Annotated in this window: 24 protein-coding genes; 17 read left to right on the forward strand and 7 right to left on the reverse strand. The window is 71.9% G+C overall.

Annotated features, from left to right (window positions below; all coding sequences use genetic code 11):
- Positions 1-33 precede the first annotated feature (33 nt).
- From IE255_RS39165 to IE255_RS14300, 3 genes are all read left to right on the forward strand, one after another.
- Positions 34-621, forward strand: a complete 588-nt coding sequence (locus IE255_RS39165; RefSeq protein WP_267974958.1) for a helix-turn-helix transcriptional regulator — start codon at positions 34-36, stop codon at positions 619-621.
- A gap of 414 nt (positions 622-1035) precedes the next feature.
- Complete coding sequence (locus tag IE255_RS39170; RefSeq protein ID WP_229906398.1) at positions 1036-1197, forward strand: hypothetical protein; 162 nt, start codon at positions 1036-1038, stop codon at positions 1195-1197.
- Positions 1198-1213: 16 nt separating this feature from the next.
- Positions 1214-1945 carry a 5-formyltetrahydrofolate cyclo-ligase gene (locus IE255_RS14300; protein WP_372487577.1) on the forward strand — a complete coding sequence of 244 codons (732 nt, stop codon included), beginning with the start codon at positions 1214-1216 and terminating at the stop codon, positions 1943-1945.
- 14 nt (positions 1946-1959) lie between these two features.
- Here the strand turns inward: IE255_RS14300 and IE255_RS14305 are convergent, their stop codons facing one another.
- Positions 1960-2202, reverse strand: coding sequence for a helix-turn-helix domain-containing protein (locus IE255_RS14305; RefSeq protein WP_190050597.1), 243 nt, complete (start codon positions 2200-2202; stop codon positions 1960-1962).
- Positions 2203-2693: 491 nt separating this feature from the next.
- Between IE255_RS14305 and panD the strand changes: the two genes are divergently transcribed.
- Both panD and IE255_RS14315 read left to right on the forward strand, forming a co-directional pair.
- Positions 2694-3113, forward strand: a complete 420-nt coding sequence (gene panD / locus IE255_RS14310; protein WP_190050598.1) for an aspartate 1-decarboxylase — start codon at positions 2694-2696, stop codon at positions 3111-3113.
- 28 nt (positions 3114-3141) lie between these two features.
- On the forward strand, positions 3142-3486 hold the full coding sequence (locus IE255_RS14315; protein WP_190050599.1) for a GNAT family N-acetyltransferase: 345 nt from the start codon (positions 3142-3144) through the stop codon (positions 3484-3486).
- A gap of 580 nt (positions 3487-4066) precedes the next feature.
- Here IE255_RS14315 and gnd read toward each other — a convergent pair.
- The gene (gene gnd, locus IE255_RS14320; protein WP_190050600.1) at positions 4067-5506 is read right to left on the reverse strand and encodes an NADP-dependent phosphogluconate dehydrogenase; all 1440 of its coding nucleotides are present in this window, start codon (positions 5504-5506) and stop codon (positions 4067-4069) included.
- Between the two features lie 350 nt (positions 5507-5856).
- Between gnd and IE255_RS14325 the strand changes: the two genes are divergently transcribed.
- Entirely contained in the window at positions 5857-7113 is a 1257-nt protein-coding gene (locus IE255_RS14325) for a transglycosylase family protein (protein WP_190050601.1), read from the forward strand.
- Here IE255_RS14325 and IE255_RS14330 read toward each other — a convergent pair.
- Positions 7103-8344: a DMT family transporter gene (locus IE255_RS14330; RefSeq protein ID WP_190050602.1), complete on the reverse strand. Its 1242-nt coding sequence runs from the start codon at positions 8342-8344 to the stop codon at positions 7103-7105. The two genes, IE255_RS14325 and IE255_RS14330, sit on opposite strands and share 11 nt — an antisense overlap.
- A gap of 228 nt (positions 8345-8572) precedes the next feature.
- Between IE255_RS14330 and IE255_RS14335 the strand changes: the two genes are divergently transcribed.
- The 6 genes from IE255_RS14335 (at position 8573) to IE255_RS14360 (ending at position 17622) form a co-directional block, all read left to right on the forward strand.
- Complete coding sequence (locus IE255_RS14335) at positions 8573-9346, forward strand: (2Fe-2S)-binding protein (protein ID WP_190050769.1); 774 nt, start codon at positions 8573-8575, stop codon at positions 9344-9346.
- A 39-nt stretch (positions 9347-9385) separates the two neighbouring features.
- Positions 9386-10537 (forward strand): glycogen synthase, encoded by a 1152-nt coding sequence (gene glgA, locus IE255_RS14340; protein ID WP_190050603.1) that lies wholly within the window; start codon positions 9386-9388, stop codon positions 10535-10537.
- A gap of 51 nt (positions 10538-10588) precedes the next feature.
- Positions 10589-11809, forward strand: coding sequence for a glucose-1-phosphate adenylyltransferase (glgC, locus tag IE255_RS14345; RefSeq protein ID WP_190050604.1), 1221 nt, complete (start codon positions 10589-10591; stop codon positions 11807-11809).
- Positions 11810-11909: 100 nt separating this feature from the next.
- Positions 11910-14528 carry a PA14 domain-containing protein gene (locus tag IE255_RS14350; protein ID WP_190050605.1) on the forward strand — a complete coding sequence of 873 codons (2619 nt, stop codon included), beginning with the start codon at positions 11910-11912 and terminating at the stop codon, positions 14526-14528.
- A 143-nt stretch (positions 14529-14671) separates the two neighbouring features.
- Positions 14672-16015, forward strand: coding sequence for a wax ester/triacylglycerol synthase family O-acyltransferase (locus IE255_RS14355; protein WP_190050606.1), 1344 nt, complete (start codon positions 14672-14674; stop codon positions 16013-16015).
- A 104-nt stretch (positions 16016-16119) separates the two neighbouring features.
- A complete protein-coding gene (locus IE255_RS14360; RefSeq protein WP_190050607.1) occupies positions 16120-17622 on the forward strand; it encodes an SDR family NAD(P)-dependent oxidoreductase in 1503 nt (500 codons plus the stop codon).
- Positions 17623-17632: 10 nt separating this feature from the next.
- Here IE255_RS14360 and IE255_RS14365 read toward each other — a convergent pair whose 3' ends face one another.
- The gene (locus IE255_RS14365; protein ID WP_190050608.1) at positions 17633-18082 is read right to left on the reverse strand and encodes a hypothetical protein; all 450 of its coding nucleotides are present in this window, start codon (positions 18080-18082) and stop codon (positions 17633-17635) included.
- Between the two features lie 457 nt (positions 18083-18539).
- Between IE255_RS14365 and IE255_RS14370 the strand changes: the two genes are divergently transcribed.
- From IE255_RS14370 to IE255_RS14380, 3 genes are read left to right on the forward strand one after another with little or no spacing between them, the layout of a single operon-like run.
- Complete coding sequence (locus IE255_RS14370) at positions 18540-18713, forward strand: hypothetical protein (protein ID WP_190050609.1); 174 nt, start codon at positions 18540-18542, stop codon at positions 18711-18713.
- A gap of 57 nt (positions 18714-18770) precedes the next feature.
- Complete coding sequence (locus tag IE255_RS14375) at positions 18771-19253, forward strand: GNAT family N-acetyltransferase (RefSeq protein ID WP_190050610.1); 483 nt, start codon at positions 18771-18773, stop codon at positions 19251-19253.
- Positions 19254-19269: 16 nt separating this feature from the next.
- Entirely contained in the window at positions 19270-19863 is a 594-nt protein-coding gene (locus IE255_RS14380; RefSeq protein ID WP_190050611.1) for a GNAT family N-acetyltransferase, read from the forward strand.
- Here IE255_RS14380 and IE255_RS14385 read toward each other — a convergent pair.
- On the reverse strand, positions 19835-20254 hold the full coding sequence (locus IE255_RS14385) for a VOC family protein (RefSeq protein ID WP_190050612.1): 420 nt from the start codon (positions 20252-20254) through the stop codon (positions 19835-19837). The two genes, IE255_RS14380 and IE255_RS14385, sit on opposite strands and share 29 nt — an antisense overlap.
- Positions 20255-20462: 208 nt before the next feature.
- Entirely contained in the window at positions 20463-21800 is a 1338-nt protein-coding gene (locus IE255_RS14390; RefSeq protein WP_190050613.1) for an amidase, read from the reverse strand.
- A 225-nt stretch (positions 21801-22025) separates the two neighbouring features.
- Here IE255_RS14390 and IE255_RS14395 point away from each other — a divergent pair, with 225 nt between their 5' ends.
- The gene (locus tag IE255_RS14395; RefSeq protein ID WP_190050614.1) at positions 22026-23873 is read left to right on the forward strand and encodes a glycoside hydrolase family 20 protein; all 1848 of its coding nucleotides are present in this window, start codon (positions 22026-22028) and stop codon (positions 23871-23873) included.
- Positions 23874-23885: 12 nt separating this feature from the next.
- Positions 23886-25421: an alpha-L-fucosidase gene (locus IE255_RS14400; protein WP_190050615.1), complete on the forward strand. Its 1536-nt coding sequence runs from the start codon at positions 23886-23888 to the stop codon at positions 25419-25421.
- Positions 25422-25426: 5 nt separating this feature from the next.
- Here the strand turns inward: IE255_RS14400 and IE255_RS14405 are convergent, their stop codons facing one another.
- Entirely contained in the window at positions 25427-26458 is a 1032-nt protein-coding gene (locus IE255_RS14405; protein WP_190050616.1) for an alpha/beta hydrolase family protein, read from the reverse strand.
- Positions 26459-26536: the final 78 nt, after the last annotated feature.

A 26536-nucleotide genomic window follows, 5' to 3' on the forward strand; every position in this document is an offset into this window, starting at 1 on the left:
TCCTGGACGTTGAAGGATTTCGGGGGCTATGCCATGGCACGTAGACGGCAGAGGCTTGCCCAGCGGCGCCAAGCGATGGGCCTGACGCAGGAGGGCCTGGCCGAACACCTCGGCGTGGATCGCTCCACTGTCGTGCGCTGGGAGGCGGGCACGGCGTCGCCACGGCCTTGGATGCGTCCACGCCTCGCCGAGACACTCGGGGTCTCGGTCACCGAACTCGTCGAGCTGTTGAAGCGGGAGACCGCCCCAGCGCATGGGATCCCCGCGCTTCACGAGCCGATGCCCTCCGGCTCTGCCCACGTCGACCTCGCGTCTGTGGCGGAGCTCCGGCGCGAGTACGACGAGCTCGCGGCCTCGTACGATCGGGCCCCCTCGGCGAGCTTGCTGGCGAAGGGGGGAGAGCAGCTCAGCCTGATCACCCTCAGGCACGGAAGGGCCCGCGTGGGCGAGCGGAGAGAGAGCTACTCGCCCTCCGTGCTGATGTGCTCACACTCATGGGACAACTCGTCTGGGACGCCTCACAGAGGCGGGACCACGTCACAGCACGTGGCTTCTACGACGAGAGCGTCGTGGTCGCCCGGCGCCTGCGAGATCACACCCTCGAAGGACGCGCGCTCCTGAGGACGTGCTACGTCGAGCTCTATGGCGCCCAGGACCCGCGGAGCGGCCTGGGCCTGGCCCTCCAGGCAGCCGACACCGCTCGGACCACCAGCCCAGCCGTCACCGGGCTGGCACTCCTCCATGCCGGGGAGGCGCACGCCATGCTCGGCGAGGCGAGCGACTGCGAGAAGGCTCTTGCCCGGGCCCAGCAGCAGTTGGAACAGACTGACGGGATGGACGCGGCCGCCGATCTCGTGTCCTCGACTCAGTTCGGCCGCTTGGCCGGGTCGTGCTACCTCTCACTGGGGCACCACCGGCGGGCACAGAGGTTCCTTGAGGCGACGGCCGCGGAACTGCAAGATCGTCGGAAGTCACGCGCGATCGTGCTGGGAAACCTTACCTTCGCCTACATGGCAGGGCGAAATCGACGGGGCCGTGGCTACGCTGTCCGAGGCCATCACCGAGTTGGAGAGGACACGGGGCGGCGGAGGACTGAACGTGGTCTTCGGCGCTGCTCGTGAGCTGGGGCCCTGGCGGCACGAGCGAATCGTCTCCGACGTTCACGACCGGCTGTTCGCTCTCATGACGACGGCGTAGGAGTGGGGAGACCTGGATGCCAGCGATGCAAGACGATGCCAAGCACCTCGTACGGACCCAGGTGTGGAACGCGCTCGACGCGGCCGGCGCGGTGTACGACGACACTGCCCACGGCCGCATCCCGAACTTCCGCGGCTCGGAGGAAGCCGCCGCCAGGCTGGCTGAACTGGAGCGCTGGAAGGATGCCGTCGTCGTCAAGGCCGTGCCGGACAAGGCCCAGCTGCCGGTACGAGCACGCGCCTTGGAGGAAGGCAAGCTCGTCTACATGGCCGTTCCGAAGCTGGCCTCCGCCAAGCCGTTCTACCTGCTCGATCCCGCCGTCTTGGACGTGCCGGCTATCGAGGCAGCGACCACCAAGGTAGCGGCCACGATCGCACCCACTGTCGAGGTCGACGCCCTGCGGCCGGTGGATGTTGTGGTCCTGGGTAGTGTGGCCGTCAATCGAGACGGTGCCCGTATCGGCAAGGGGGCCGGTTACTCGGACCTGGAGTTCGCGCTGCTCACGGTGGCGGGGTTGGTGGGGGCAGACACGCTGGTCGTCACCACCGTTCACTCGCTACAGGTGATCGACACACCTATCCCGGTTACGGATCACGACGTGAACGTCGACCTGGTGATCACACCGGATGAGGTCATTCCGTGCACTTCGCCGCGAAGGCCAGGAGGAATCTTCTGGGATCACCTCGACGAGAGCAAGATCGCTGAGATCCCCGCGCTACAAGCGCGGGTGAAGAGCGCTGATGCTTGAGGATTGCGGCAGACCTAGTAGATCTTCTGCTGCTCCAGCCACTTGAGCACGTCGGTCTTCTTGTAGAGAACCTTGGCGTTCCTGCCACGACCCAGCTTGTAGCCCTTCAGCCCAAGCTTCGAGGCTTCTCTGTAAACCCAGCTGGTGGACATGCTGAGCAGCCTTGCAACCTCGGATGTGTCGATGAGGACAGGCTCCACTCGGCGGCTGTCGGCCGTCGGAATGGATCGACGGGAGACTTCGTCGGAATTGTTCATTGGGTTCAAGGTCGGCTTGCTCCTTGATATCGACCGGAAGCCCGGTTGGGGTGTGGGATCGACAGATTGGGCGGCGCCCGTCGCGTGCCACCGCCAAGCGTCACCGCGAGGGCGAAACAATGATCAGAGGAATCGCCGGTTTGGCTAACCGGCGATGAGCGGCTATGTTGCGCGCCGCCGGATTCGGCGACGGTTCTTGATCAACTCACGGTCAGGTAGTCAAGCCCTGCTGTGGCGATCGTCACGAGGGTCTTCGGGGCCCGTTGCGTACGCTGATCGCGGCTGTCCGTGACGGGCAGCCCGGAGGCGTGAGGACGCCTCGGGCACCCTTCCCGGCTCCTGATGCACCATCAGAAAAGTCAGCATTCGGTCAGCATGAGTCCTGAAAAACCTAGGGAAAGCTGCCCGAACATGCGACTCGCTGTAAGGTGTGGAAACAGCCCTTGACCTGCAAAAACGCAGGCAGGGAGCCTACTTGCGGGAGTACACCGATGTTGCGCACCATGTTCAAGTCCAAGATCCACAGAGCCACCGTCACCCAGGCCGACCTGCACTACGTGGGATCCGTGACCATCGACGCCGACCTGCTCGACGCCGCCGACCTGCTGCCCGGCGAGCTCGTGCACATCGTGGACATCACCAACGGCGCCCGGCTGGAGACGTACGTCATCGAGGGTGAGCGCGGCTCCGGCGTGATCGGGATCAACGGGGCCGCGGCCCATCTCGTCCACCCCGGCGACCTGGTGATCATCATCAGCTACGCGCAGGTGACGGACGCCGAGGCGCGGGCACTCACCCCCCGGGTCGTGCACGTGGACCGCGACAACCGGATCGTGGCCCTGGGCGCCGACCCGTCCGAGCCGGTACCGGGATCGGACCAGCAGCGCAGCCCGCAGGCCGTCCGGGCCTGACCGACGTACAGGGGACAGGAGCGTGTTCATGAGCGACCCGGAGATGCGTGACGACCGGGCGGCGGGCCGTCTGGAGGCCGTGGCCGACGGTGAAGTCGTCGGCCGCATCGAGTACTTCGTGCTCGACAGCCCCGAGCGCGCGCTCGTGCCCGTCCACACGATCGTCGAGCCGGCCCACGAGGGCAAGGGCATCGCGGGTTCGCTGGCACGCGAGCTCTACGCCCTCGCCGGACGGGAGCACAGTGCGGTCGCCCCGCTGTGTCCCTACGTCGCGAAGTGGGCCGAACGCCATCCCGACGAGGCCCCGCCGGCCGGCGAGGACGTGCTGACAGCGGCGAAGGAGTGGCTGAGAGCCCATCCCGGGCGTTTCTGACGAGGGACCGCGCGCCTGCGCACGGTGGCGGGGGTAGCGGGGGACCGCCCCGCTACCCCCATCTGGCTCTCTTCCCGTCCTGCCGGGGAGTGACTGGCGAGGCACGCGATGGGTAGGCGGGGGAGTAGTCCAGAGCCGGAGTCGAGCGACTGGCTGGAGGACCTCATGACGAACCCGTACCCCGACCCCGTGCCGCCGGCACCGACACCGGGCCCGGATCCCCAGCACCCGGAGCCACACCCGGATCCGGTGCCGAACCCGCAGCCCCCGCCGGGCCCGGAGCCGACTCCGCCCGCGCCGCCGGCCCCCACGCCCCCGCCGGGCCCGGAGCCGACCCCGCCGCCTCCGCCGGCCCCCACACCGCCGCCGGGTCCCACCCCGCCGGCGCCGCCGGGTCCCGACCCCGTGCCGGGCCCGAACCCGTCCCCGATCCCCCCGGGACCGGAACCCGTACCCAATCCGGAGCCGGGACCGCCGCTGTCCTGAGCCCGGGCACGACAAGGGGCGGTGGACGGCCACACGTGCCGTCCACCGCCCCTTGTCGCTCCTCGGCGGGCAGTGCCTACGCAGGAGACAGTGCCTACGCGGAGACCTCCGACCGGTCCTGCCCCCACAGCGTGTGGAACGACCCGTCCCGGTCCACCCTCCGGTACGTGTGCGCACCGAAGTAGTCCCGCTGCCCCTGCGTCAGCGCCGCCGGCAGCCGCTCCGCGCGCAGGGCGTCGTAGTAGGCGAGCGCCGCGGCGAACCCGGGCGTCGGCACGCCCTGCCGGGTCGCGGCGACCAGCACCTCGCGCCAGTCGTCCTGGGCGTCCGCGATCTCCTGCGCGAAGGTGGCGTCCGACAGCAGGCTCGGCAGGTCCGGCCGGGCGTCGTACGCGGCGCGGATCCGGTCCAGGAACGCCGCGCGGATGATGCAGCCGCCGCGCCACAGCGCGGACACCGCGCCGAGGTCGATGTCCCAGCCGTACTCGGCGCGGGCCGCGTCGATCTCGTGGAAGCCCTGCGTGTACGACACGATCTTCGACGCGTACAGCGCCTGCTCGACGCGGTCGGCGAACGCCCCGGCCTCCGCCTCGCTCAGCGGCTTCGCCTTGGGACCGGCCAGCTCCCGCGAGGCCTCCCGCAGCGCCGCGTGCCCGGACAGCGAGCGCGCGAACACCGCCTCGGCGATGCCCGACACCGGCACACCCAGGTCCAGCGCGATCTGCACGGTCCAGCGGCCGGTGCCCTTCTGCTCGGCCTGGTCCACCACCACGTCCACGAACGGCTTGCCCGTCGCCGCGTCCACGTGGGACAGCACCTCGGCCGTGATCTCGATCAGGTACGAGTCCAGACGCCCCCGGTTCCAGGTGCGGAAGATCTCCGCGATCTCGGCGGGGGAGTACCCGGCGACCTCGCGCAGCAGCTGGTACGCCTCGCCGATCAGCTGCATGTCCGCGTACTCGATGCCGTTGTGCACCATCTTCACGAAGTGCCCGGCGCCGTCCGGACCGACGTGGGAGACGCAGGGCGAACCGTCGGCCGCCTTGGCCGAGATCTTCTCCAGCATCGGGCCCAGCGAGTCGTAGGACTCCTTCGGGCCGCCCGGCATGATGCTCGGCCCGTTCAGCGCGCCCTCCTCGCCGCCGGAGACGCCCATGCCGACGAAGTGGATGCCCTGCTCGCGCAGCTCGCGCTCCCGGCGCCGGGTGTCCGCGAAGTGCGCGTTGCCGCCGTCGATGATCATGTCGCCGGGCTCCAGCAGCGGAGCGAACTCCCGGATCACCGCGTCGGTCGGCTCACCGGCCTTCACCATCACGACCAGCCGCCGCGGCCGTTCCAGCGCTGCCACGAAGTCCTTCGCGGACTCGCACGCGACGAACTTCCCCTCGCCGCCGAACTCCTCGACCAGGGCGTGCGTGCGCGAGGGCGTCCGGTTGTGCACCGCCACCGTGTAGCCGTTGCGGGCGAAGTTGCGGGCGAGGTTGCGGCCCATGACCGCGAGACCCGTGACGCCGATCTGCGCTGTACTGCTCATTCGGTTCGCTCCTAAAGACCTCGGTATCGGTGCTGCCGGTGCTGCCCACCAGCGTGCCCCCGTCGACCATCCTGACGTGCCGCTCCTTCGTCCGCACGCGCGGGTCGTACGACGTCGCGCAGGCAGATACGCGCCAGAGCCCCCGGGGCACTCAGCCGATGTACGCGTCCCCGCGCACGTCGCACCCGAGCACCGCCTGGCGTACGCGGTGCACCGCCGTGGCGCACGTCGCGCAACAGGGGCCTCATACCGGCCACTTGGGCAACCGGGCGGCCGATAGCCGCCTTGTCCTGGCCGGTTCGCAGCGCTTACTTTTGCCCCTCCTGACGCATGTCTAGGGGGGGCAATCGATGGCCGTACGCGGCCGGCACCGCCGGTATCAGCCGAACAGGATCAACCGGGCCTCACTCACCGTCACCGCGGGCGGCGCGGGCATGGCGCTCCCGTTCATGGGCGCCGGCACCGCCCAGGCGGCGGACGTGGCCACCTGGAACAAGGTCGCCGCCTGCGAGTCCAGCAACAACTGGAGCATCAACACCGGCAACGGGTTCTACGGCGGGCTCCAGTTCACCCAGTCCACCTGGGAGGCGTACGGCGGCCGGGCCTACGCGGCGCGCGCGGACCTGGCCACCAAGGACCAGCAGATCGCCGTCGCGGAGAAGGTGCTCGACGGGCAGGGCCCGGCCGCCTGGCCGGTCTGCTCGGTCCGGGCCGGACTGACCCGGGGCGGCGGCGAGCCCGACATCCGGCCGGCCTCCGCGAGCACGAAGCAGAAGGACGAGAAGCAGAAGGACCAGAAGAAGAAGACCTCCATCGAGGACGTCCGGCCGCAGTCCACGCCGCAGTCCCGGGCGGGCAGCGCCGAGATGTACACCGTGGTTCGCGGCGACACCCTCTCCGGCATCGCGGCCGACGAGGACGTCCGGGGCGGCTGGCGGGGTCTGTACGCCGCCAACCGCGCGACCATAGGGGGCGATCCCGACCTGATCGTGCCCGGCCAGCGGCTCGCGCTGAGCGGCGAGGGCGCCACGAAGACGCGTCCCGCTCACCAGCCGTCCCCGTCGGCCGAGCCGTCGGCGAAGAAGCCCGCGGCGAAGAAGCCGTCCACGAAGAAGCCGTCACAGGACCGCGCCGGGGAGCGCGCCAGGGAGCGGACGAAGGACCAGAAGGAGGAGCGGGCCGCACGGTCCACGACCACCCGGCAGGGCCTCGTCGCCCCGGTCAGCGCCTCCCTGGGGACGCCGTACCGCAAGGCGGGCTCCGCCTGGTCGCAGGGCTACCACACCGGCGTCGACTTCCCCGTGCCCACGGGCACGTCCGTCAAGTCGGTCGCGGGGGGCACCGTCGTCACCGCGGGGTGGGGCGGCTCGTTCGGCTACCAGGTCGTGATCCGGCACGGCGACGGCCGCTACAGCCAGTACGCCCACCTGTCGGCGATCTCCGTACGGGACGGGCAGACGGTGAGCGCCGGGCAGCGCATCGGCCGCTCCGGCTCCACCGGCAACAGCTCGGGCCCGCATCTGCACTTCGAGGTGCGGACGGGGCCCGGTTTCGGCACGGACGTCGACCCGGTGGCGTATCTGAGGGCCGGCGGCGTCAGGATCTGATGCGGGTGCGGTGCCGGTCCAGCGTGGGCATCGGGACGTACGGGATGCCGTAGAACGGCACGTAGGAGAGCGGGCGTTGGTCGTCGGCGGACACCGACGGCTCCCCGCTCTCGTACGCGACGTCCGGTACGGCTACGAGGACTTCCTCGACGAGCAGTGACCCACCACCGGGCACGGCCTCGGCCCCGGCACCCATGCTCTCGGGCAGGCCGTCCACGACCGACGTCGGACTGCCCACCGCCTCGGCGACCCCGCCCGCACGCCCGAGCAGAGCACCGACCGGCTCGGCCAGGGCACCCACGGGCTCGGCCAGACCACCCACCGGCCGGGTCGGGGCATCCACCGGCTGGGGGAGAGCACCGACCGGCCCGGGCAGCCCGGCCCCCGCGCGCTCCGGCTGGGCGTGCGTCAGCCGCTCCGTCGTCAGGAGGATCAGACCGCCCGCCGCCACCACACCGCAGCCCAGGGCGAGCACCGTGCCCGTCGTGCCGTAGCGGAAGGTTTCCTCGAACATCGTGATGCCGACCGCGGCCGCCACCACCGGGTTCACGACCGTCAGCGTGGCCAGCGGGGCCGCGAGGCCGGCGCCCCGGTAGGCGGCCTGCGACAGCAGCATGCCGGCCGTGGCCAGGACGCCGATCACGGCGAGGGACGGCACGTCCGCCGCCGTGACGCCGCCGGTCCAGTCGACCGCGACCGTCTTGGTGAACACCGAGGACATGCCGAACGCGATACCGGAGGCGGTCGCCAGCAGCGTGCTGCGGACCGCCGGGTGCCGGTGCGCGGCCCGGGCGGCGACCATCAGTGCCACGACCACACCGGCGGTGACGAGGGCGACGGCCACCCGCTCGGTCGCGTTCAGCGACTGCGCGTCGGACGCGGCGACCAGGGACAGCAGACCGGCGAGCCCCACCGTCGCCATGATCGCGCCCCGCCAGGCCGTGGCACCCGCCTTGCGGCCGACGAACAGCGCGGCCATCGGCAGGGCCACCACGATGGTCAGCGCGCCGAGCGGCTGCACCAGGCTGAGCGGTCCGTAGGCCAGCGCCACCACGTGCAGCAGACCGCCGAGGCCGTTGAGCGCGACCGCCGCCCACCAGCCCGGCCGGCGCAGCGGCGCGTACTGCTCGCCCGGCGAGGACTCCGCCACCCGCTCCTGCACGATCGCCCCGCCCGCGTAGGCGACCGCGGAGACGAGGGACAGCAGGACGGACAACGCGAGGGCGCTCATCGGCTGCTCCTCTGCGTCAGGCGGGGGCGCTCGGCCCGGCGCGGCGAAAGGTCGGCTTTCATGACCAACACCCTGCCGTGTCCAGGTCTTCCCGTCGTCGTCCCTGAGCACTCATTGGGTCCTACTGCCGATGGAGTACGAGGGGAACCCCGTCATCCCCAGGGTGGGCGGCGCCGGTCGGGGGTCACCGGGTCGCGTCCCCTAGGGGCCTTGGTACTACTGCTCTTCGTGGACCTCGACCCCGGCCTTGCCTCGCTCCGCCCGCTCGGCGGCTTCTTCGTGCTGCACACGGAAGGAGCTTCGGGAGGTGCTTCTGAAGGTGCTTCGGAAGGAGCTCCGGCCAGGCCTCTTCCCACTCTCGCACAGGCCTACACGAACCCGGCACCGGATGTATCCAGAAATCCCCTGATTTTCCGTGTCCGCAAGGTCGCGACCGCCCTGCGCGCCCCGGAGTTGCGCGTCGCCGCGTCCGTGACCCACCAGGGGCTCGCGGCCCGCCTCTGGTCGGTGGCGCTCGGCTGCGCCGCGCTCCACGGCGCCATCCCCGACCTCGACGCCGGGCTGCTGCGCTGGGACGCCGACGGCAGCGCCCCCGACGACCTGTGGCTGACGGACGTACGGCCGCTCCCCGGGGACGCGCCGACCGTCGCGGACGCCGTCCTGCACGGCCACCTCGTACCGCTGGCGACGGCCCTGCGCGCCCACTACCGCCTCGCCCCGGGCCTGCTGCGGGGCAACGCCGCCTCCGCGCTGGCGGGCGCCGCCCGGGAACTCGACCGTTGGGCGCACCGGCACGGCCGTACGGACGTCGCCGCCCGGGCCCGCTCCCTGGCCGCGGAACTCCTCGCGCATCCCCTGCTCGACGGCGCCGGGACCCTCACCGGCACGGCCTTCCGGCGCCGCAGCTGCTGCCTGTACTACCGAGTGCCCGGAGGGGGTGTCTGCGGCGACTGTTGCTTCACACGACCACCTCGCTCTTCCCCACGCGCCTCATCTGGGTGACCATGAAAGGGAACGGCCGCTGAGAGCAGGGAGTTGCGGGTGCGCGTCGGACTGCTGACCCGGGAGTACCCGCCGGATGTGTACGGCGGCGCAGGCGTCCATGTGGAATTCCTCGCCCGGGAGCTGAGACCCCTGGTCGACCTGGACGTGCACTGCTGGGGCGAGGGCCGCGCCGACGGCGTGCTGCGCCATCGCCCCTGGTCCGCGCTCGACGGCGCCAACGACGCGCTGCGCACCTTCTCCGTCGACCTGGCGATGGCCGCCGCCCTCGAAGGCCGCGAGCTGGTCCACTCCCACACCTGGTACGCCAACCTCGGCGGTCACCTCGCGAAGATGCTGTACGGCATCCCGCACGTGATGACCGCCCACTCCCTGGAGCCCCTGCGCCCCTGGAAGGCCGAGCAGCTCGGCGGCGGCTACGAGCTGTCGAGCTGGGCCGAACGCACCGCGATCGAGGCCGCCGACGCGGTGATCGCCGTCTCGGGCGCCATGCGCGAGGACATCCTCGGCTGCTACCCGGCGCTGGACCCGGAGAAGGTCCACGTCGTGCACAACGGCATCGACACCGGCCTGTACCGGCCCGACCACGGCACGGACGCCCTGGACCGGATCGGCCTCGACCGCTCCCGTCCGTACGTGCTGTTCGTCGGCCGGATCACCCGGCAGAAGGGCGTGCCGCACCTGCTGCGCGCGGTGCGGGACATCGACCCGGCCGCGCAGGTCGTGCTGTGCGCGGGCGCGCCCGACACGCCGGAGATCGACCGGGAGTTCCGGGAGCTGTTCACGGAGCTGAGCGAGGTCCGCGACGGAGTGTTCTGGATCCCGAAGATGCTGCCGCGTCCGGAGGTGATCCAGCTCCTCACGCACGCCGCCCTGTTCGTCTGCCCCTCGGTGTACGAGCCGCTCGGCATCGTGAACCTGGAGGCGATGGCCTGCGGGACGCCCGTGGTGGCCTCGGCGGTCGGCGGCATCCCCGAGGTCGTGGACGACGGCAGGACCGGCCTGCTCGTCCCGGCCGGCGACGGCTTCGAGGCGGGTCTCGCCCGGGCCATGGACACCGTCCTGGGCGATCCGGAGGCGGCCCGGCGGATGGGCGAGGCCGGGCGGGAGCGCGCGGTCGGCGAGTTCGGCTGGGACGCGGTGGCCCGCCGCACGGTCCGGCTGTACGAGGAGATCGTCAAACAGGCTTAGTGCGTGCTGCTCAGGGGCAGGCATCGGGAAATCGGCGTGAGGGGAGCGGCCATGCGTGGTGGTGGTCCTTCGGTCCTGGGGATCGTGCTGGCGGGCGGCGAGGGCAAACGGCTGATGCCCCTGACCGCGGACCGTGCCAAACCGGCGGTGACCTTCGGCGGTACATACCGCCTGGTCGACTTCGTCCTGTCCAACCTCGTCAACGGCGACATCCTGCGCATCTGCGTCCTGACGCAGTACAAGTCGCACTCGCTGGACCGGCACATCACCACCACGTGGCGGATGTCCAATCTGCTGGGCAACTACGTCACGCCGGTACCCGCCCAGCAGCGCCTCGGCCCCCGCTGGTACCTGGGCAGCGCCGACGCGATCCTGCAGTCGCTGAACCTGATCTACGACGAGCGCCCCGAGTACGTCGCCGTCTTCGGTGCCGACCACGTCTACCGCATGGACCCGCGCCAGATGCTCGCCCAGCACATCGACAGCGGCGCGGGCGTGACGGTGGCCGGGATCCGGGTGCCGCGCACCGAGTCCTCGTCCTTCGGGGTGATCACGCCGGGCTCCGACGGGCAGACGGTGGAGCGCTTCCTGGAGAAGCCGGCCGACCCGCCGGGCCTCGTGGACGACCCGAACTGCGTCTTCGCCTCGATGGGCAACTACATCTTCACCACCAAGGCCCTCATCGAGGCGCTCAAGCGGGACGCGGAGGACGAGTCCTCCGTGCACGACATGGGCGGCTCGATCCTGCCCCAGCTCACCGACCGGGGCGAGGCCGCGCTGTACGACTTCAGCGCCAACCACGTACCCGGCGAGACCACCCGCGACCAGGGCTACTGGCGGGACGTGGGGACGCTGGACGCCTACTACGACGCCCACATGGACCTGATCGCCGAGCGCCCCGCGTTCAACCTGTACAACCGCAGCTGGCCCATCTACACGCACTCGTACCAGCTCTCGCCGGCCCGCTTCAACGCCGGCGGCATCGCCAGCGAGTCCATCATCAGCGCGGGCTGCCTGGTCCGCGGGCAGGTCACGCGGTCGGTGCTGTCCCCGGGTGTCGTGGTCGACCCGGGAGCCGTGGTGCAGGGCTCGGTGCTGCACGACAACGTGCACATCGGGCGGGGCGCGGTGGTGCGCGGCGCCGTCCTGGACAAGAACGTCGAGGTGCCGCCGGGCGCGACGATCGGCGTGAACCCGGAGCGGGACGCGGAGCTGTACACGGTGTCCAAGGGCGGGGTCATCGCCCTCGGGAAGGGGCAGCTGGTCACCTGACGCGGTGCGGCCGGGCGACTTTGTCCTGAGCCTGGACGAAGACCGGGATCCGTGTTGTCATGCCAACTCCTGTACATGACAACGCCGCTACGGAGGTTCCGTGCGTACCGGACGCCTCAGAACCCGCATCGCGTTACCGCTCGCCGCGCTCCTCGCCCTCACCGGCCTGACCGCGGCACCCGCCCTCGCGGACGACCCCGCCGAGATCCACGGCCTCAAGGGCGAGTACTACACCCACTCCGCCCCCGGCGCCTTCGACTTCCACACCCTCAAGGCGACGACCTTCGACCAGGACCTCGACTTCGACAACCTGGAGCCGCGCCTGAACTTCACCACCGGGCAGTCCGACGACGTCAGCGTCCGCTGGACCGGAAAGCTCGTCCCGGAGAAGACCGGGCCGCACACCTTCTCGATCAGCGCCGACAACGGCTTCCGACTCTGGATCGACGGCCGGCTCGCCATCGACCACTGGGTGGACGACTGGGACCGCGAACAGACCGCCCAGCCCGTCGACCTGACCGCCGGCAAGCCCTACGACATCAAGGTCGAGTACTTCGAGCACTACGGCGGCTCCAACCTCCACCTGCGCTGGACCCAGCCCGGCGCCGCCAAGGAGCCCGTCCCGCAGTCGGCCTTCCGCCTCCCCGACGGCTTCGACTACGACGGCGCCCTCGCGGCCACGGTCCAGGCCACCGGCCGCACGCTCAAGCTGGATTTCGCCCAGCCCCTCAGCGCACCCCCGGCCGGCTTCACCGACCACCTGGACGCGGTGATCGGCGGCGCCGCGTGGCCCCTCGGCGCGGCCCGGCTGGACCCGGCCGACCCCACGTCCCTCCTGGTCGCCCTCGACGAGCCGGTCGTCGGCAACAAGACCGGCACGGCCCGCGGCACCGCCGACCTCCGCTACGACGGGGAAGGCGGCCTCTCTTACGCCGACGGCAACGTTGTCAAGGAGTTCTGGACCAGCGGCCCGAACCGCTCGACGTACCAGTTGCGCACCCGCTGGGCCGACGAGGTCGGACCGGACAACGCCCTCCCGGAGTACCCGCGTCCGCAGCTGACCCGGGACGCCTGGCGGAGCCTGAACGGCCGCTGGCAGTTCGCCGCCGCCGAGGAGGGCGAGCAGCCGCCCGTCGGCAGGACGCTGAAGGAGCGCATCCTCGTCCCGTACCCGGTGGAGTCCCAGCTCTCCGGCATCGAACGGCACGAGGACCGCATGTGGTACCGCCGCACCTTCACGGTCCCGGCAGACTGGCGGATCGGCTCAGGCCAGCGCCTCAAGCTCAACTTCGGGGCCGTCGACTGGCGCTCCGAGGTGTACGTCAACGGCACCAAGGTCGTCACCCACGAGGGCGGCTACGACAAGTTCAGCGCCGACATCACCGACGCGCTCAAGCCCGGCCGCACCCAGGAACTGATCGTCGGCGTCCACGACCCGACCGACGCGGCCTCCGGCGAGAACCCGCCGCTCGGCAAGCAGCGCCTGGACCCCAGCGGCATCTGGTACACCCCGTCCTCCGGCATCTGGCAGACGGTGTGGATGGAGCCGGTGGCCCGCGACCACGTGGACTCCCTGAAGCTCACCCCCGACGTGGCCGGCGGGAGGCTGACCGTGGAGGCCCGGGGCGTCCGGGACGGCGTACCGATCACGGCGACGGCGTACGAGGGCCGGCGCGAGGTGGCCACGGCCAGCGGCCGCACCGGCGGTCCGCTGACCCTGACGATCCACGACCCACACCTGTGGTCCCCGGACGACCCCTTCCTCTACGGCCTGAAGGTGAAGGTCGGCGCCGACCGGGTCGGCAGCTACTTCGGCATGCGCTCGATCGCAGTCGAGAAGGTGAACGGCGTCCCGCGCACGGTCCTCAACGGGAAGCCCGTCTTCATGATGGCCACCCTCGACCAGGGCTTCTGGCCCGACGGCCTGCACACCGCGCCCACCGACGAGGCCCTGGCCCACGACCTGAAGGCGCACAAGCGGCTCGGCTTCAACTCCGTCCGCAAGCACATCAAGGTCGAGCCGGACCGCTGGTTCTACTGGGCCGACCGGCTGGGGCTGCTGGTGTGGCAGGACATGCCCGCGATGACGGCCGGGGTCAACCCGAGCGCCGCCTCCCGCGCCCGCTACGAGCGCGAGCTGAAGGAGATGATCGACGAGCACGTCAGCAGCCCGTCGGTCGTCATGTGGGTGACCTTCAACGAGGGCTGGGGCCAGTACGACGTCGGCCGGGTCGCCGAGCAGGCCAAGGCCTGGGACCCCACCCGCCTCGTCAACGGCCAGTCCGGGCTGAACCTCGGCGCCGACGGCGGCACCGGCGACATCATGGACGAGCACGGCTACCCGAGCCCGGCCCTGCCGCCCCGCCCCGATGGGGAGCGCGCCCTGGTCAGCGGCGAGTACGGCGGCCTGGGCCTCGCGGTGCCCGGCCACGCCTGGTCGGTGCAGATGTCGTACGTCGACGTCGACCCGGCCACCTACACCGAGGACTACCTCACGAAGCTGGACGAGGTCCGGGCGCTGGTCTGCAAGGGCGGCAACGGCGCCGTGTACACCCAGATCGCGGACGTCGAGGGCGAGCTGAACGGCTTCCTCACCTACGACCGCGCGGTGCTGAAACCCGACACGGCCAAGCTGAAGGCCGCGCACGAGGCGCTGATCCGTGACGCCTCCCGGGTGACTCCCACCGGGTGCCCGGCGCCGCAACCTGTGCTGGACTGACCACACATGCACCATAAGTCCCGCCCCTCTCACGGGGCGGGACTTAATCCGCTGTTAACTGTGTGTAGCCTGATCGTACTTGACCGTAATCGGCTGGGGGCGATTGACTGCTGACCCACCCGTCGTCGACGCGAGGCAAGCCCTTGACTGCTGACCTGCTCGCTCCTCTCGACCTGGCGTTCTGGAACCTCGAGTCCGCCGACCACCCGATGCACCTCGGCGCGCTCGGGATCTTCTCCGCGCACTCGCCCGCCGCGGGCGCCCACGCGGCGGACCTGCTCGCGGCCCGCGCCGCCGGCGTGCCCGGACTGCGGATGCGGATCCGCGACGTGTGGCAGCCGCTGCCCTCGGCGCTGCGCCGCCCGCTCGCCTTCGGCGGCGCGGCCCGGGAACCGGACCCGGACTTCGACCCCCTGCAGCATGTGCGGCTGCACGCGCCGACCGCCGACTTCCACGCGCAGGCCGGCCGGCTCATGGGGCGCCCGCTGGAGCGCGGCCGGCCGCCCTGGGAGGCCCATGTGCTGCCGGGCGAGGACGGGGTCTGCTTCGCGGTGCTGTTCAAGTTCCACCATGCCCTGGCCGACGGGCTGCGGGCGCTGACCCTCGCCGCCGGCGTCATGGACCCGATGGACATGCCCGCACCCCGGCCCCGCCCCGCCCAGCCCCCGCGCGGCCTGCTGCCGGACGTGCGCGAGCTGCCCGGCCTGATGCGCGGCGCCCTGTCCGACGTCGGCCGCGCCCTGGACATCGGCACCGCCGTCGCCCGCTCCTCCCTCGACGTGCGCTCCACCCCCGCGCTCACCTGCGAGCCGAGCGGCACCCGCCGCACCGCCGGAGTGGTGCTCGACCTCGACGACGTGCACCGGATCCGCAAGACCGTCGGCGGCACCGTCAACGACGTCCTCATCGCGGTCGTCGCGGGCGCCCTGCGCCGCTGGCTCGACGAGCGCGGCGACGGCAGCGAGGGCGTCGCGCCCCGCGCCCTGATCCCCGTCTCCAAGCGCCGCCCGCGCACCGCCTACCCGCAGGGCAACCGGCTCTCCGGGTACCTGATACGGCTTCCGGTGGACGACCCGGACCCGCTGGCCCGCCTCGCCTCGGTCCGCACCGCCATGGACCGCAACAAGGACGCCGGCCCCAACCGGGGCGCGGGCGCCGTAGCCCTGCTCGCCGACCACGTCCCCGCCCTCGCCCACCGGCTCGGCGGACCCCTGGTCGGCCAGGCGGCCCGGCTCTGGTTCGACATCCTCGTGACCAGCGTGCCGCTGCCCAGCCTCGGCCTGAAGCTCGGCGGCCACCCGCTCACCGCCGTCTTCCCCCTCGCCCCGCTGGCCCCCGGCCACTCCCTGGCGGTCGCGGTCTCCACCTACCGGGGCAGCGTCCACTACGGCCTCGTCGCCGACGGCGAGGCGGTCCCCGACCTGGACCTGTTCGCCACGGCCGTCTCCAAGGAGGTGGCGGCACTGATCAAGGCCTGCCGGTCCTGATCGGCGCGAGTTTGGCGGTGCGGCCCGGCGCTGAAGTAAAATTCGCCGTTCGAAAGCGGGCGCGACCGGCGCCCGCGACGGCAGAACAGGGAACGACAGCGGCGATGACGGTGACAGAGGACGGCCCGCAGGCCATGGACGAGGCGAGCGGGCTCTCGTACGGACCCGGCATCGACCCGGAGCGGCTGGCCGTCTGCCTCAGCGTGCTCGAGGAACTCGACAAGCTGGACGTCGACCACCCGGACGCCATCGCGGTGCGCCGGGCCACCGCGGGCATCTACCGCACGGTCAAGCAGCGCCGCCGCCAGGAGCGCCGGGCCGCCAAGACCGCCCACGACAAGGCGGTCACGGAGGCCACGGCGACCGGCTCCGCCCAGCGCATCGACGACGAGACCGAGGGCCTCCTGCCCTCCTCGCGCACCGAGGAGGGCCGGATCGCGGGGATCCTCCAGCGCCCGCGCTCCTGCTACACCTGCAAGACCCGGTACGTGGAAGTCGACTACTTCTACCACCAGCTCTGTCCGGACTGCGCCCGCGTGAACCGCGAGAAGCGCGACGTCCGCGCCGACCTCAGCGGCAAGCGCGCCCTGCTCACCGGCGGCCGCGCCAAGATCGGCATGTACATCGCGCTGCGGCTGCTGCGCGACGGTGCGCACACCACGATCACCACGCGGTTCCCGAAGGACGCCATCCGCCGCTTCAAGGCCATGGACGACTCCGCGGACTGGATCCACCGCCTGGAGGTCGTCGGCATCGACCTGCGCGACCCGGCGCAGGCCGTGGCCCTCGCCGACCAGATCGCCGAGGCGGCCCCCCTCGACATCCTCGTCAACAACGCGACGCAGACCGTGCGCCGCCTGCCGTCCGCCTACGCCGCCCTGGTCGAGGGCGAGAGCGCGCCGCTGCCCGCCGGGGAACTGCCCGCCCACCACGTCATCGGCGCGTTCAACTCCGGCGCGGTCGACGGCCTGGCCGCGCTGCCCCTCGGCACCAGCGGCCTCGACGCGCAGCAGGTCGCCGACCTCGCCCTGGTCGCGGGCAACGCCAGCGTCGAGCGGCACCTCGACGGCACGGCGATCGACGCGGGCGGTCTCGTCCCCGACGTCGTCGACTCCAACACCTGGGTGCAGACCATCGAGCAGATCTCCCCGGTGGAGCTGCTGGAGACCCAGCTGTGCAACTACACGGCGCCGTTCATCCTGATCAGCAAGCTCCGCCCGGCGATGGCCGCGGCCGCGAAGAAGGCGGCGAGCGGGCGCGCCTACGTCGTGAACGTCTCGGCGATGGAGGGTGTCTTCGGGCGCGGCTACAAGGGCGCGGGGCACCCCAACACCAATGCCGCCAAGGCCGCGATGAACATGGTCACGCGGACCAGCGCGCAGGAGATGTTCCAGACCGACGGGATCCTGATGACCTCGGTCGACACGGGGTGGATCACGGACGAGCGGCCTCACTACGACAAGCTGCGGCTCGCGGAAGCCGGGTTCCACGCGCCGCTGGACCTCGTCGACGGGGCGGCGCGGGTGTACGACCCGATCGTGCGGGGCGAGGCGGGGGAGGACCTGTACGGGGTCTTCCTGAAGGATTACGCGCCGGGGAAGTGGTAGGGCCCGGTCGTCAGTCGACCGCCCCCAGGCGGGAGTTGCGTGCCGCCAGCAGTTCCAGCACCGTGCGCCAGTCCTCCAGGACCCCGGCGTCGAAGCCGGCCGTGCGTCCCTCCTCGGCCGCCTGGCGCAGGGTGAGGACGTCGTCGTCGGCCGGGGCGCCCCGGCCGGGGCAGCCGCGTACGAGGCGGTGGACCCGCTCGCCGAGCAGGGCGCGCACGGCGTCGGCCGCGTGATCCGCGCGCCCGGCCGGGTCGCCGGGCCACAGCAGCCCGCCGATGGGCTGCACCAGTCCCGCCACCTGGAGTTCCTTGTCGGCCGGGCGGCCGCGGCGCAGCAGCGCGGCGGTGCGCAGCGCGTGGTCGTGCAGGTCGACCGGCGGGCCGTCGCGGCCCGGGACGTCCCTGGTGCCCCGGCAGGCGTACAGCAGATCCATCAGCTCCTCGACGCTGCGCAGCTCCATGCGTCAGTCCTCCCGCGAGACAGCCGTTGCCGTACCGCAGCAGAGCATGGCGAGCTTGCGACTCAGCCAACGGCACTTGAACTGCGCAACCGACTCGAAAGCGCCGTCGTCGGCCTCCACCGAACGGGTGATCCGCAAAACGCCCTGACGTGGACGAATCGGTGCGTAAACCGGAGTTGAACACGGGATGACGCGCGATCGTTACCGCTTGTTTTCAGCCCCATCGAGCGGGGGCCCGCTCATTTGGTTAATCTGAAGCGGACGGACAGCAGTACCGGGGTCCCACCCACACCCATGGTCCGTCATGGGACAAGCCGGTTCACCACGGCCTGCTCTCCCGTGAGTCGACCGGCGCCACCGCGTCCGAACTGCATTGCCATCAGAGCCCGAGCGGACGTCAGGCGCAGCAGGACCGGCGCGGACGTCCCGAGGGTGACCGACACATAAGGAGTGCGCGGTGACACCGGAGAAGACGAAACGCGATCAGCGCCCCAAGGAACGCGGCGAGCGCGCCGGCCGGCGGGCCGACGAGCTCGGCAGCCTCGACGTGTGGGCCCGGTCGGCCCCGATCCGCCTCGCGGGCTACGAGGAGGACCTCGCGGAGCCCCACATCCTGCCCAGCGTCGACTGACAGCGGGCGGACACCCTCCGCGATCGCCGACCGCATGGGCGTGCCAGACTCACGTCCATGCTGATCAAGGAAGCAACGGCGGACGACTGGCCGCGCATCTGGCCGTTCTGGCACCGCATCGTCGCCGCGGGTGAGACCTACGCCTGGGACCCGGGTACCTCCGAGGAGGAGGCCCGGGTCCTGTGGATGAACCCGGCGAAACGCGTCTACGTCGTCGAGGACGACAGCGGCGCCGTCGTCGCCTCCGCCTACCTCACCCCCAACTACGGCGGGCCCGCCGCCCGCATCGCCAACGCCGGCTTCATGGTCGACCCCGCCCAGGGCGGCCGGGGCTACGGCCGCGCCCTCGCCGAACACCTCCTGGCCGAGGCCAGAGCCGCCGGCTACCGGGGCATGGTGTTCAACGCCGTCGTCGAGACCAACCCGGCGGTGAAGCTGTGGACCTCTCTCGGCTTCACGATCCTCGGCACCGTCCCGGACGCCTTCGACCACCCCCGGCACGGCCGGGTGGGGCTGCACATCATGTACCGGGCGCTGTAGACCATCGGAGGAGCCCATGACCGGCCTTCGGGTGAAACCCCTCGAAGCGGCCACCTGGCCGGACTTCGCCGGTCTGGCCGAGCGGCACAACGGCGTGTGGGGCGGCTGCTGGTGCATGGCCTTCCACCCCGAGGGCATCGGCCGCGGCAGGACCCCGGAGCAGAACCGCTCCGAGAAGGAGACCCGGGTCCGCGAGGGTCGCGCGCACGCCGCCCTCGTCTACGACGGCCGGGACTGCGTCGGGTGGTGCCAGTTCGGGCCGCCCTCCGAACTGCCCCGCATCAAGCACCGGCGCGCCTACGAGAAGGACCTCGACGCCCTGCCGGACTGGCGGATCACCTGCTTCTTCGTCGATCGCGCCCACCGCCGCCGGGGCGTGGCCGCCGTCGCCCTCGAAGGCGCCCTCCGGGAGATCGCGCGGCTCGGCGGCGGATCCGTGGAGGGCTACCCCGAGGACACCGAGGACCGGTCGGTCTCCGCGTCGTTCCTGTTCACCGGCACGGTGGCGCTGTTCGAGCGCCAGGGCTTCGACCGGGTCCGGCGCCTCGGCAAGCATCACTGGGTGGTGGCCCGGGCGGTCGTCAGGGCCGGACGTACGGCCGGGTCATGATCTCCATGTTGTGGCCGTCCGGGTCGTCGAAGTAGGCGCCGCGTCCGCCGAAGAGGCTGTTGACCCGGCCGGGCTCGGTGTGGCTCGGGTCGGCGTAGTACGTCACCCCGAGCGCCTCCAGACGGGTGATCATCGCGTCGAACCGCTCCTCGGGCACGAGGAACGCGTAGTGCTGCGACTGGATCGGCTCGTCCCTCTTCTCGTAGTAGTCGAGGGTCACGCCGTTGCCCAGGTCGACGGGCAGGAACGGCCCGAAGGGGGCGCCGACCTCCAGGCCCAGGACGGCCGCCAGGAACTCCGCCGACAGCCAGCGGTCCGAGGCGTACACGGCGGTGTGGTTGAGGTGGGCGACGGCGGTCGGCAGGTCAGGGGTGTGCTGTGCGTGGGACATGCGTGAGTTCGTCTCCGGTTCACTGGTCTGCGGGAACGCGCCGGAAAGGGCGCGGGAAGGAAGGGAACACGGAGACGGGAGGCGGGGCTCGTGCCCTCTGCGGCTCTCGGACGGGCCCGGGCGGGGTCGCCCCCGCCGCGCTCACGCCGAGGCCGGGCGCCTCACTCGTGCATGGCCTACGGCCGACCCGGCAGTCACCCGGCCCACTCTAGTTCATCGGCGCCGTACGCCGCCACGGGTTTCGTTCCTCCAACTGGGCTGCCAGATCCAGCAGTTGGGACTCCGTGCCGGGCCGGCCCACCAGCTGCACGGCGCACGGGGCGCCGGAGGGCAGGGTTCCGCAGGGGATCGCCATGGCGGGCCAGCCGGTCAGGTTCCATGCGGGCGTCAGGGGCGAGTACTGCGTGTTGGCCAGCACGTTGCTCAGCCAGCCCCGCTCGTGCCAGGGTCCGGCCTTCGGGGAGCGGCGGGCGAGCGCGGGCGTGAGCAGCACGTCGTGTTCCGTGAAGAACGGTTCCAGCCGTCGCCGCAGCTGTTCCCGGCTGCTTCCGGAGCGCACCGCGGCCATGAAGGGGCGGCCGAGGCGCGCGTGGACGCGGGTGCGTCGGGTCAGCAGACGCGGGTCCAGGTGCCGGGCGTCCGCCGCGGTGCCCGCCGTCCAGTGGGCCAGTGCCGTCGTCGCCAGCGACAACGGGTAGGGCGGGTCGGCGCGCCGGACCTGATGGCCCGCTCTCATCAGCACCCCGGCCGCCTCCCGGGCGGCCGCCGCGTACGGCCGGCTGATGGTGACGCCGGCGAGCGGACTGCGCAGCGACACGGCGACCCTGAGCGTGCCGGGCTCGGACCGGGGGACGGGCCCGGTGCCGGCGAGCACCGCGAGCATCAGCCGGGCGTCCTCGACGGTCGTGGCCAGCGGGCCGTTCTCCGACATGCCGAACCAGGTGCTGTCGCCCGCCGGGACCACTCCCCGTCCCGGCTTGAGGGTGACCAGGCCGCAGTTGGCGGCCGGTATCCGCAGGGAGCCCATGCCGTCGTTGCCGAGGGCGATCGGCACCATCCCGGCCGCGACGGCCGCGGCACTGCCGCCCGACGAACCGCCCGCCGAGCGCGCGGGGTCCCAGGGGTTGCGGGAGGTGCCCAGCACACCGTCGGTCGTGCCGAAGACACACAGCTCGGGCACGTTCGTCAGCCCCACCACCACCGCGCCCGCGGCCCGCAGCCGGGCCACCGTCACATGGTCCTGCGCGGCGGGCGTGTCCGGCGTCGCGGCCGAGCCGACGCGCCGGGACTCGCCGCGCACGGCCAGGTTGTCCTTGACGGCCACGGGCACCCCCGCCAGAGGCAGTTCGGCGAAGTCGCCGCGCGCGGACACCTCGTCGGCCTCGGCCAGTGCCGCTTCGGCACGCACCCTGCGGAAGGCCCCGACACGGCCGTCGAACCGCTCGATCCGGGCGAGGTGCTCGGCCACCACCTCCCGGGGCGTGACCCGCTTCTCGCGGACGGCGGCGGATATCTCTGCGGCGGTGCGGCCGGCCCAGGTGGTCACGGAGGCTCCTCGGAATGGAGAGGGACGGGCTTACTGGCGAGTACGTAGGGAGAACTGTGCACCGGTCGGGGGCGCACGTCGAGGTCGCCGACCGGTCCATGCGCCCCGGTCCGCCCCCGCGCGCCCCGTACCTCCGATCAATAGCTCAACTTTCGCCCGCGCAGGCCCCATTGACAGCTGTCGATGCCAGCTCAATCATCAGACGTCGGATGAATGGGGAGCCGGATGACTGAGCGCAGAAGACGGCGGGTGCGGTGGGCCGGACTCCTGTCGGTGCTGGTACTGCTCGTCGGCCCGGCACCGGCGGTCGCCGCCCGGGAGGAGCCGCGGACACCGGTCACCGTGCCCGCACTCGCCGACTGGACCCCGGAACCCGGCAGTTACGCCTACGACGGGGACACCCGCCTCGTGGCCGGCACCGGAGCCGAACGCCGGGTCGCCTCCACCCTCGCCGCCGACCTCCGCGCGGCCGGCCACGGCACGGTCCCGGTCGTACGGGGCGGAGCCCGGGCCGGTGACATCGTTATCGACATCCGGCCCGGCCGGACCTCGCTCGGCCCCGAGGGCTACGAACTCCACGCCGGGCGGCGGCTGTCGGTGACCGGCGCGACAGAGACCGGTGCCTTCTACGGCACCCGCACCCTCCTCCAGCTCCTCGCACAGGACGACCGCGTCCCCGCCGGACGCACCGTCGACGTACCCCGCTACCGGGAACGGGGCGTCGGCGTCTGCGCCTGCTACATCCACGTCTCCCTGCCCTGGCTGGAGAACCTGGTGCGCGAGATGGCGTACCACAAGCTCAACCAGCTGCTCCTCGAACTCAAGGTGAAGAGCGACGCCCACCCCGAGGCCAACACCTGGGGCTACTACACCGAGGACGAGATCCGCCGGCTGGTCGCCCTCGGCGAGGAGTACCACGTCGAGATCATCCCCGAGATCAACTCCCCGGGGCACATGGACCCGTGGATCGAGAACCGCCCCGACCTCCAGCTCACCGACCGGGACGGCACCAAGCAGCCGTCACGGCTGGACATCACGCGGCCCGAGGCCTTCGCCTACTACACGAGCCTGATGGACGAGTACGCCCGGGTCTTCCCCGCGCGGGAGTGGCACATGGGCGCCGACGAGTACATGCTCGGCTCCGACTTCGCCAAGTACCCGCAGGTCCTGGAGTACGCGCGGGGGAGATACGGCCCGGACGCCACACCCCAGGACGCGTTCGTGGACTTCGTCAACCGCGTCCACGCCTACGCGGCGGGCAAGGGCAAGCGGCTGCGGATCTGGAACGACGGGCTCACCGGCGCCAACACGGTGCCGGTGGCGGCCGGTACGACGGTCGAGCACTGGCTGGACGTGGCGGTCAAGCCGAGCCGGCTCATCGCCCAGGGCCACCCCCTGATGAACGCGGCCTACGCGCTCTATCTCGTCCGCGGCGGCTTCCACACCGACACCGAGGCGCTGTACGACCAGAGCTGGGACCCGCGCAGCTTCGAGGGCGAGCAACTCGCCTCCGCCGACGGCATCACCGGCGCGAAGATCAGCCTCTGGCCCGACAACGGCCGCGGCGAGACCGAGAACGAGGTCGCCGTCGCCCTGTGGCCCGCCCTGCGCCACATCGCCCAAGCCACCTGGGGCGAACCGCACCCCGACGCCACGTACGCCGAGTTCACCGCGCGCGGCGCCGAGGTGGGGCACGCGCCCGGACGGCGGGACCTGACCCGGGTGCCGGTGGCGGACGGGACCTACACGTTCCGCACATCCGGCAGCTCCTTCACCGCCGCCCTCCGGCGCACGCCCGACGGCTATGTGACCCTGCGGACCGCCGACGGCTGCCTGGCGGTGCGCGGCGGGAAACTCACGCTGAACGTGCCGCTCCAGCCGGGTGTCGAGGTGACGCCGCAGGCCTGCGATCCCGCCGACACCCTCCAGCGCTGGCAGCCGGTCCCGGCCGGGGGCGGCGGCCACCGGCTCGTCAACGCGATCACGCGGATGACGGTGAGCGTGACGGACGACGGCCGGCTCGCGCAGTACCCGCCCGACCAGCGCACCCCCGCCGTCTGGCATCTGACCTGAGGAGTCATCGCCATGGCCGTTCCCCGACGCGTGTTCCTCGCCTCGGCCACCGCCCTCGCCGCGACCGCCGGCGTGACGGCACCCGCGACCGCCGCTTCCGACGACCCCGGCCACCGCATCCCCGTCAGCCCCGACGACACACCGGAGGACCTGGTCCGCAAGGCCTCCCGGGTGCGCCCCACCGCACGGCAGATCGCCTGGCAGCGCCTGGAGCGCACCGCGTTCCTGCATTTCGGCGTGAACACCTTCACCGGCCTGGAATGGGGCACCGGCGACGAGGACCCGGACGTCTTCCAGCCGGCCGGACTCGACACCGACCAGTGGGCCCGTGCCCTGCGCGACGGCGGTTTCACGCTCGCCATCCTCACCGTCAAGCACCACGACGGCTTCGTCCTCTACCCCTCCCGCTACACCGCCCACACGGTGGCGTCGAGCAGCTGGCGCGACGGCCGGGGCGACGTCCTGCGCGCGTTCGCCGACTCCATGCGGCGGCACGGCCTCAAGGTCGGCGTCTACATCTCGCCCGCCGATGAGAACCAGTACCTGCACGGCGTGTACGCCAACGGCAGCGCCCGCGCCGACCGCACGATCCCCACCCTCGTCGACGGCGACGACCGCACACCGCCCCGCTCGCACACGCTCCCGGCCACCGACTACGGCGCCCACATGCTCAACCAGCTCTACGAGGTGCTCACCGAGTACGGCCCGGTCGACGAGGTGTGGTTCGACGGAGCCCAGGGCCACATCCCGCCGGACCAGGTCGAGAAGTACGACTGGGACAGCTGGTACGCCCTCGTGCGGGCGCTCGCCCCGGACGCCGTCGTCGCCGTGACCGGGCCGGACGTGCGCTGGGTCGGCAACGAGGGCGGGCTCGCCCGGGATGACGAGTGGAGCGTCGTACCCGTCCAGGAGCAGGACTACGGGCGGACCGACTACGCCCTCTCCTACGACGCCCCCGACATGGGCAGCCGGGACGCGCTGGCCGCTGCCCGGCCCGTGGCCGACTACCTGCAGTGGTGGCCCGCCGAGTGCGACGTGTCGATCCGGGACGGCTGGTTCTACCACGCCGACCAGCAGCCCAAGAGCGTCGAGCAGTTGACGGACCTCTACTTCCGGTCCGTCGGCCGGAACTCGGTGCTGCTGCTCAACGTCCCGCCGGACACGGACGGGCTGCTGCCCGCCGCCGATGTGGCGCGGCTGCGGGAGTTCCGCGAGCGGATCGACCGGGAGCTGCCCGAGGACCTGGCGCGCGGCGCCCGGACCGGCGGCGCGCCGGGCCGGGTCACCGTCGACCTCGGCCGGGAGCGGGAGGTGGACCGGGTCCGGCTGGCGGAGGACGTCCGGTACGGGCAGCAGGTGGAGGGCTTCGTCGTGGAGGCGTACCGCGACGGCCGCTGGACGGAGGCGGCCCGGGCGGGGGTGATCGGCGCGAGCCGGATCCTGCTGCTGCCCGGGGCCGTGCGGGCCCGGCGGTGGCGGCTGCGGGTGACCGGGGCGCGAGGGACCGTGCGGATCGCGGAGTTCGGGCTGTACCGGTCCCGGGTGTGACGGGCTCAGCGCAGGTGGCGCGCGAAGAAGGCCTCGGTGACGTCCATTTCGGCCGCCCACCGCGGCCCGAACGTGTGGCCTTCACCGGCGACGGCACGCAGCTCGACGTCCTTGCCCGCCTTCTCGAACGCCGCGGCGGCCTCCCGTGACCAGGCGAGGGGGCAGGTGTCGTCCGCGGTGCCGTGCTGGATCAGCAGGGGCTCGGTCACCCGGTCGGCGAAGGTGAGGGGCGAGACATCGCGCCAGAACGCCGGGTTCTCCTTCGGCGTGCCGTGCTTCTCCTCGATCTCGGCCACGAGGGGGTCGCCGTCGGGCCGCTGGAAGTGGTCGATGTTCTCCTGCGGCCGTGCGCTGACCGGCGCGTACGCGACCGCCGCGTCGAACAGGCCGGGCGCCACGACCAGCGTGTTGTACACGACCCCGCCGCCCATCGACCGGCCGAACAGCCCGATGCGGTCGCCGTCGATCTCCGGGCGCCCGGAGTCGCGCAGGGCCAGGGCGGCGCCGATGACGTCCTCGGTGTAGCCGAGGCGCAGGTCGACGTCGTTGCCCGGGTCCTTGTCCGAGCGGGCGTGGTTGCGGTAGTCGGTGTGCAGGACGACATAGCCGCTGCGGGCCAGGCGGTCCTGCTCGCGGGGCATGCCCTGGCCGCTGACGTAGACGTCCGGGTCGATGTACCCGTGCGCCAGCACCAGCGCCGGGAAGGGGCCCTCGCCCTCGGGGATGTTCATGATCCCCGAGATCGTCAGGCCGTTCGCCTCGTACGTGACGGCGTAGCGGGTGTAGGCGGAGGTGCGGTCGAGCACATCGCCGAGGCGCAGCCCGGAGCCGGTGTGCTCGCGCCGCATCAGGGCCGGGAGGGAGACGGGGTCGGCCGCGGTGGGGGTGGGGGAGGGCGTGACGCGGGGGCTTTCGCTCGTGGCCCGGGCCGGTGCCGGCGACGGCTCGGGGACGCCTTCCTCCCCGCCGCCGGTGCAGCCGAGCGCGACGGCCAGCAGCAGTCCGGCGGCGGCACAGGCGGTGCCCCGTAGGCGCATACCGTCCATTGTGGCGCACGCGCTGGTGCCGGGTGCGGGCATCGTCGGCGCGGTGCGCGAGGGCTGGTGCGGGGAGAC

This window comes from Streptomyces lomondensis (assembly GCF_014651035.1).
Taxonomy (GTDB): domain Bacteria; phylum Actinomycetota; class Actinomycetes; order Streptomycetales; family Streptomycetaceae; genus Streptomyces; species Streptomyces lomondensis.

Bases quoted from the DNA above. Each gene is read 5' to 3' on its own strand.
- panD (WP_190050598.1), top strand. From the start codon at position 2,694: ATGTTGCGCACCATGTTCAAGTCCAAGATCCACAGAGCCACCGTCACC.
- IE255_RS14325 (WP_190050601.1), top strand. From the start codon at position 5,857: ATGGCCGTACGCGGCCGGCACCGCCGGTATCAGCCGAACAGGATCAAC.
- IE255_RS39165 (WP_267974958.1), top strand. From the start codon at position 34: ATGGCACGTAGACGGCAGAGGCTTGCCCAGCGGCGCCAAGCGATGGGC.
- IE255_RS14315 (WP_190050599.1), top strand. From the start codon at position 3,142: ATGAGCGACCCGGAGATGCGTGACGACCGGGCGGCGGGCCGTCTGGAG.
- IE255_RS14330 (WP_190050602.1), bottom strand. From the start codon at position 8,344: ATGAGCGCCCTCGCGTTGTCCGTCCTGCTGTCCCTCGTCTCCGCGGTC.
- IE255_RS14305 (WP_190050597.1), bottom strand. From the start codon at position 2,202: ATGAACAATTCCGACGAAGTCTCCCGTCGATCCATTCCGACGGCCGAC.
- IE255_RS14300 (WP_372487577.1), top strand. From the start codon at position 1,214: ATGCCAGCGATGCAAGACGATGCCAAGCACCTCGTACGGACCCAGGTG.
- IE255_RS14385 (WP_190050612.1), bottom strand. From the start codon at position 20,254: ATGTCCCACGCACAGCACACCCCTGACCTGCCGACCGCCGTCGCCCAC.
- gnd (WP_190050600.1), bottom strand. From the start codon at position 5,506: ATGAGCAGTACAGCGCAGATCGGCGTCACGGGTCTCGCGGTCATGGGC.
- IE255_RS14375 (WP_190050610.1), top strand. From the start codon at position 18,771: ATGCTGATCAAGGAAGCAACGGCGGACGACTGGCCGCGCATCTGGCCG.
- IE255_RS14360 (WP_190050607.1), top strand. From the start codon at position 16,120: ATGACGGTGACAGAGGACGGCCCGCAGGCCATGGACGAGGCGAGCGGG.
- IE255_RS14400 (WP_190050615.1), top strand. From the start codon at position 23,886: ATGGCCGTTCCCCGACGCGTGTTCCTCGCCTCGGCCACCGCCCTCGCC.
- IE255_RS14380 (WP_190050611.1), top strand. From the start codon at position 19,270: ATGACCGGCCTTCGGGTGAAACCCCTCGAAGCGGCCACCTGGCCGGAC.
- IE255_RS14405 (WP_190050616.1), bottom strand. From the start codon at position 26,458: ATGCGCCTACGGGGCACCGCCTGTGCCGCCGCCGGACTGCTGCTGGCC.
- glgC (WP_190050604.1), top strand. From the start codon at position 10,589: ATGCGTGGTGGTGGTCCTTCGGTCCTGGGGATCGTGCTGGCGGGCGGC.
- IE255_RS14365 (WP_190050608.1), bottom strand. From the start codon at position 18,082: ATGGAGCTGCGCAGCGTCGAGGAGCTGATGGATCTGCTGTACGCCTGC.
- IE255_RS14395 (WP_190050614.1), top strand. From the start codon at position 22,026: ATGACTGAGCGCAGAAGACGGCGGGTGCGGTGGGCCGGACTCCTGTCG.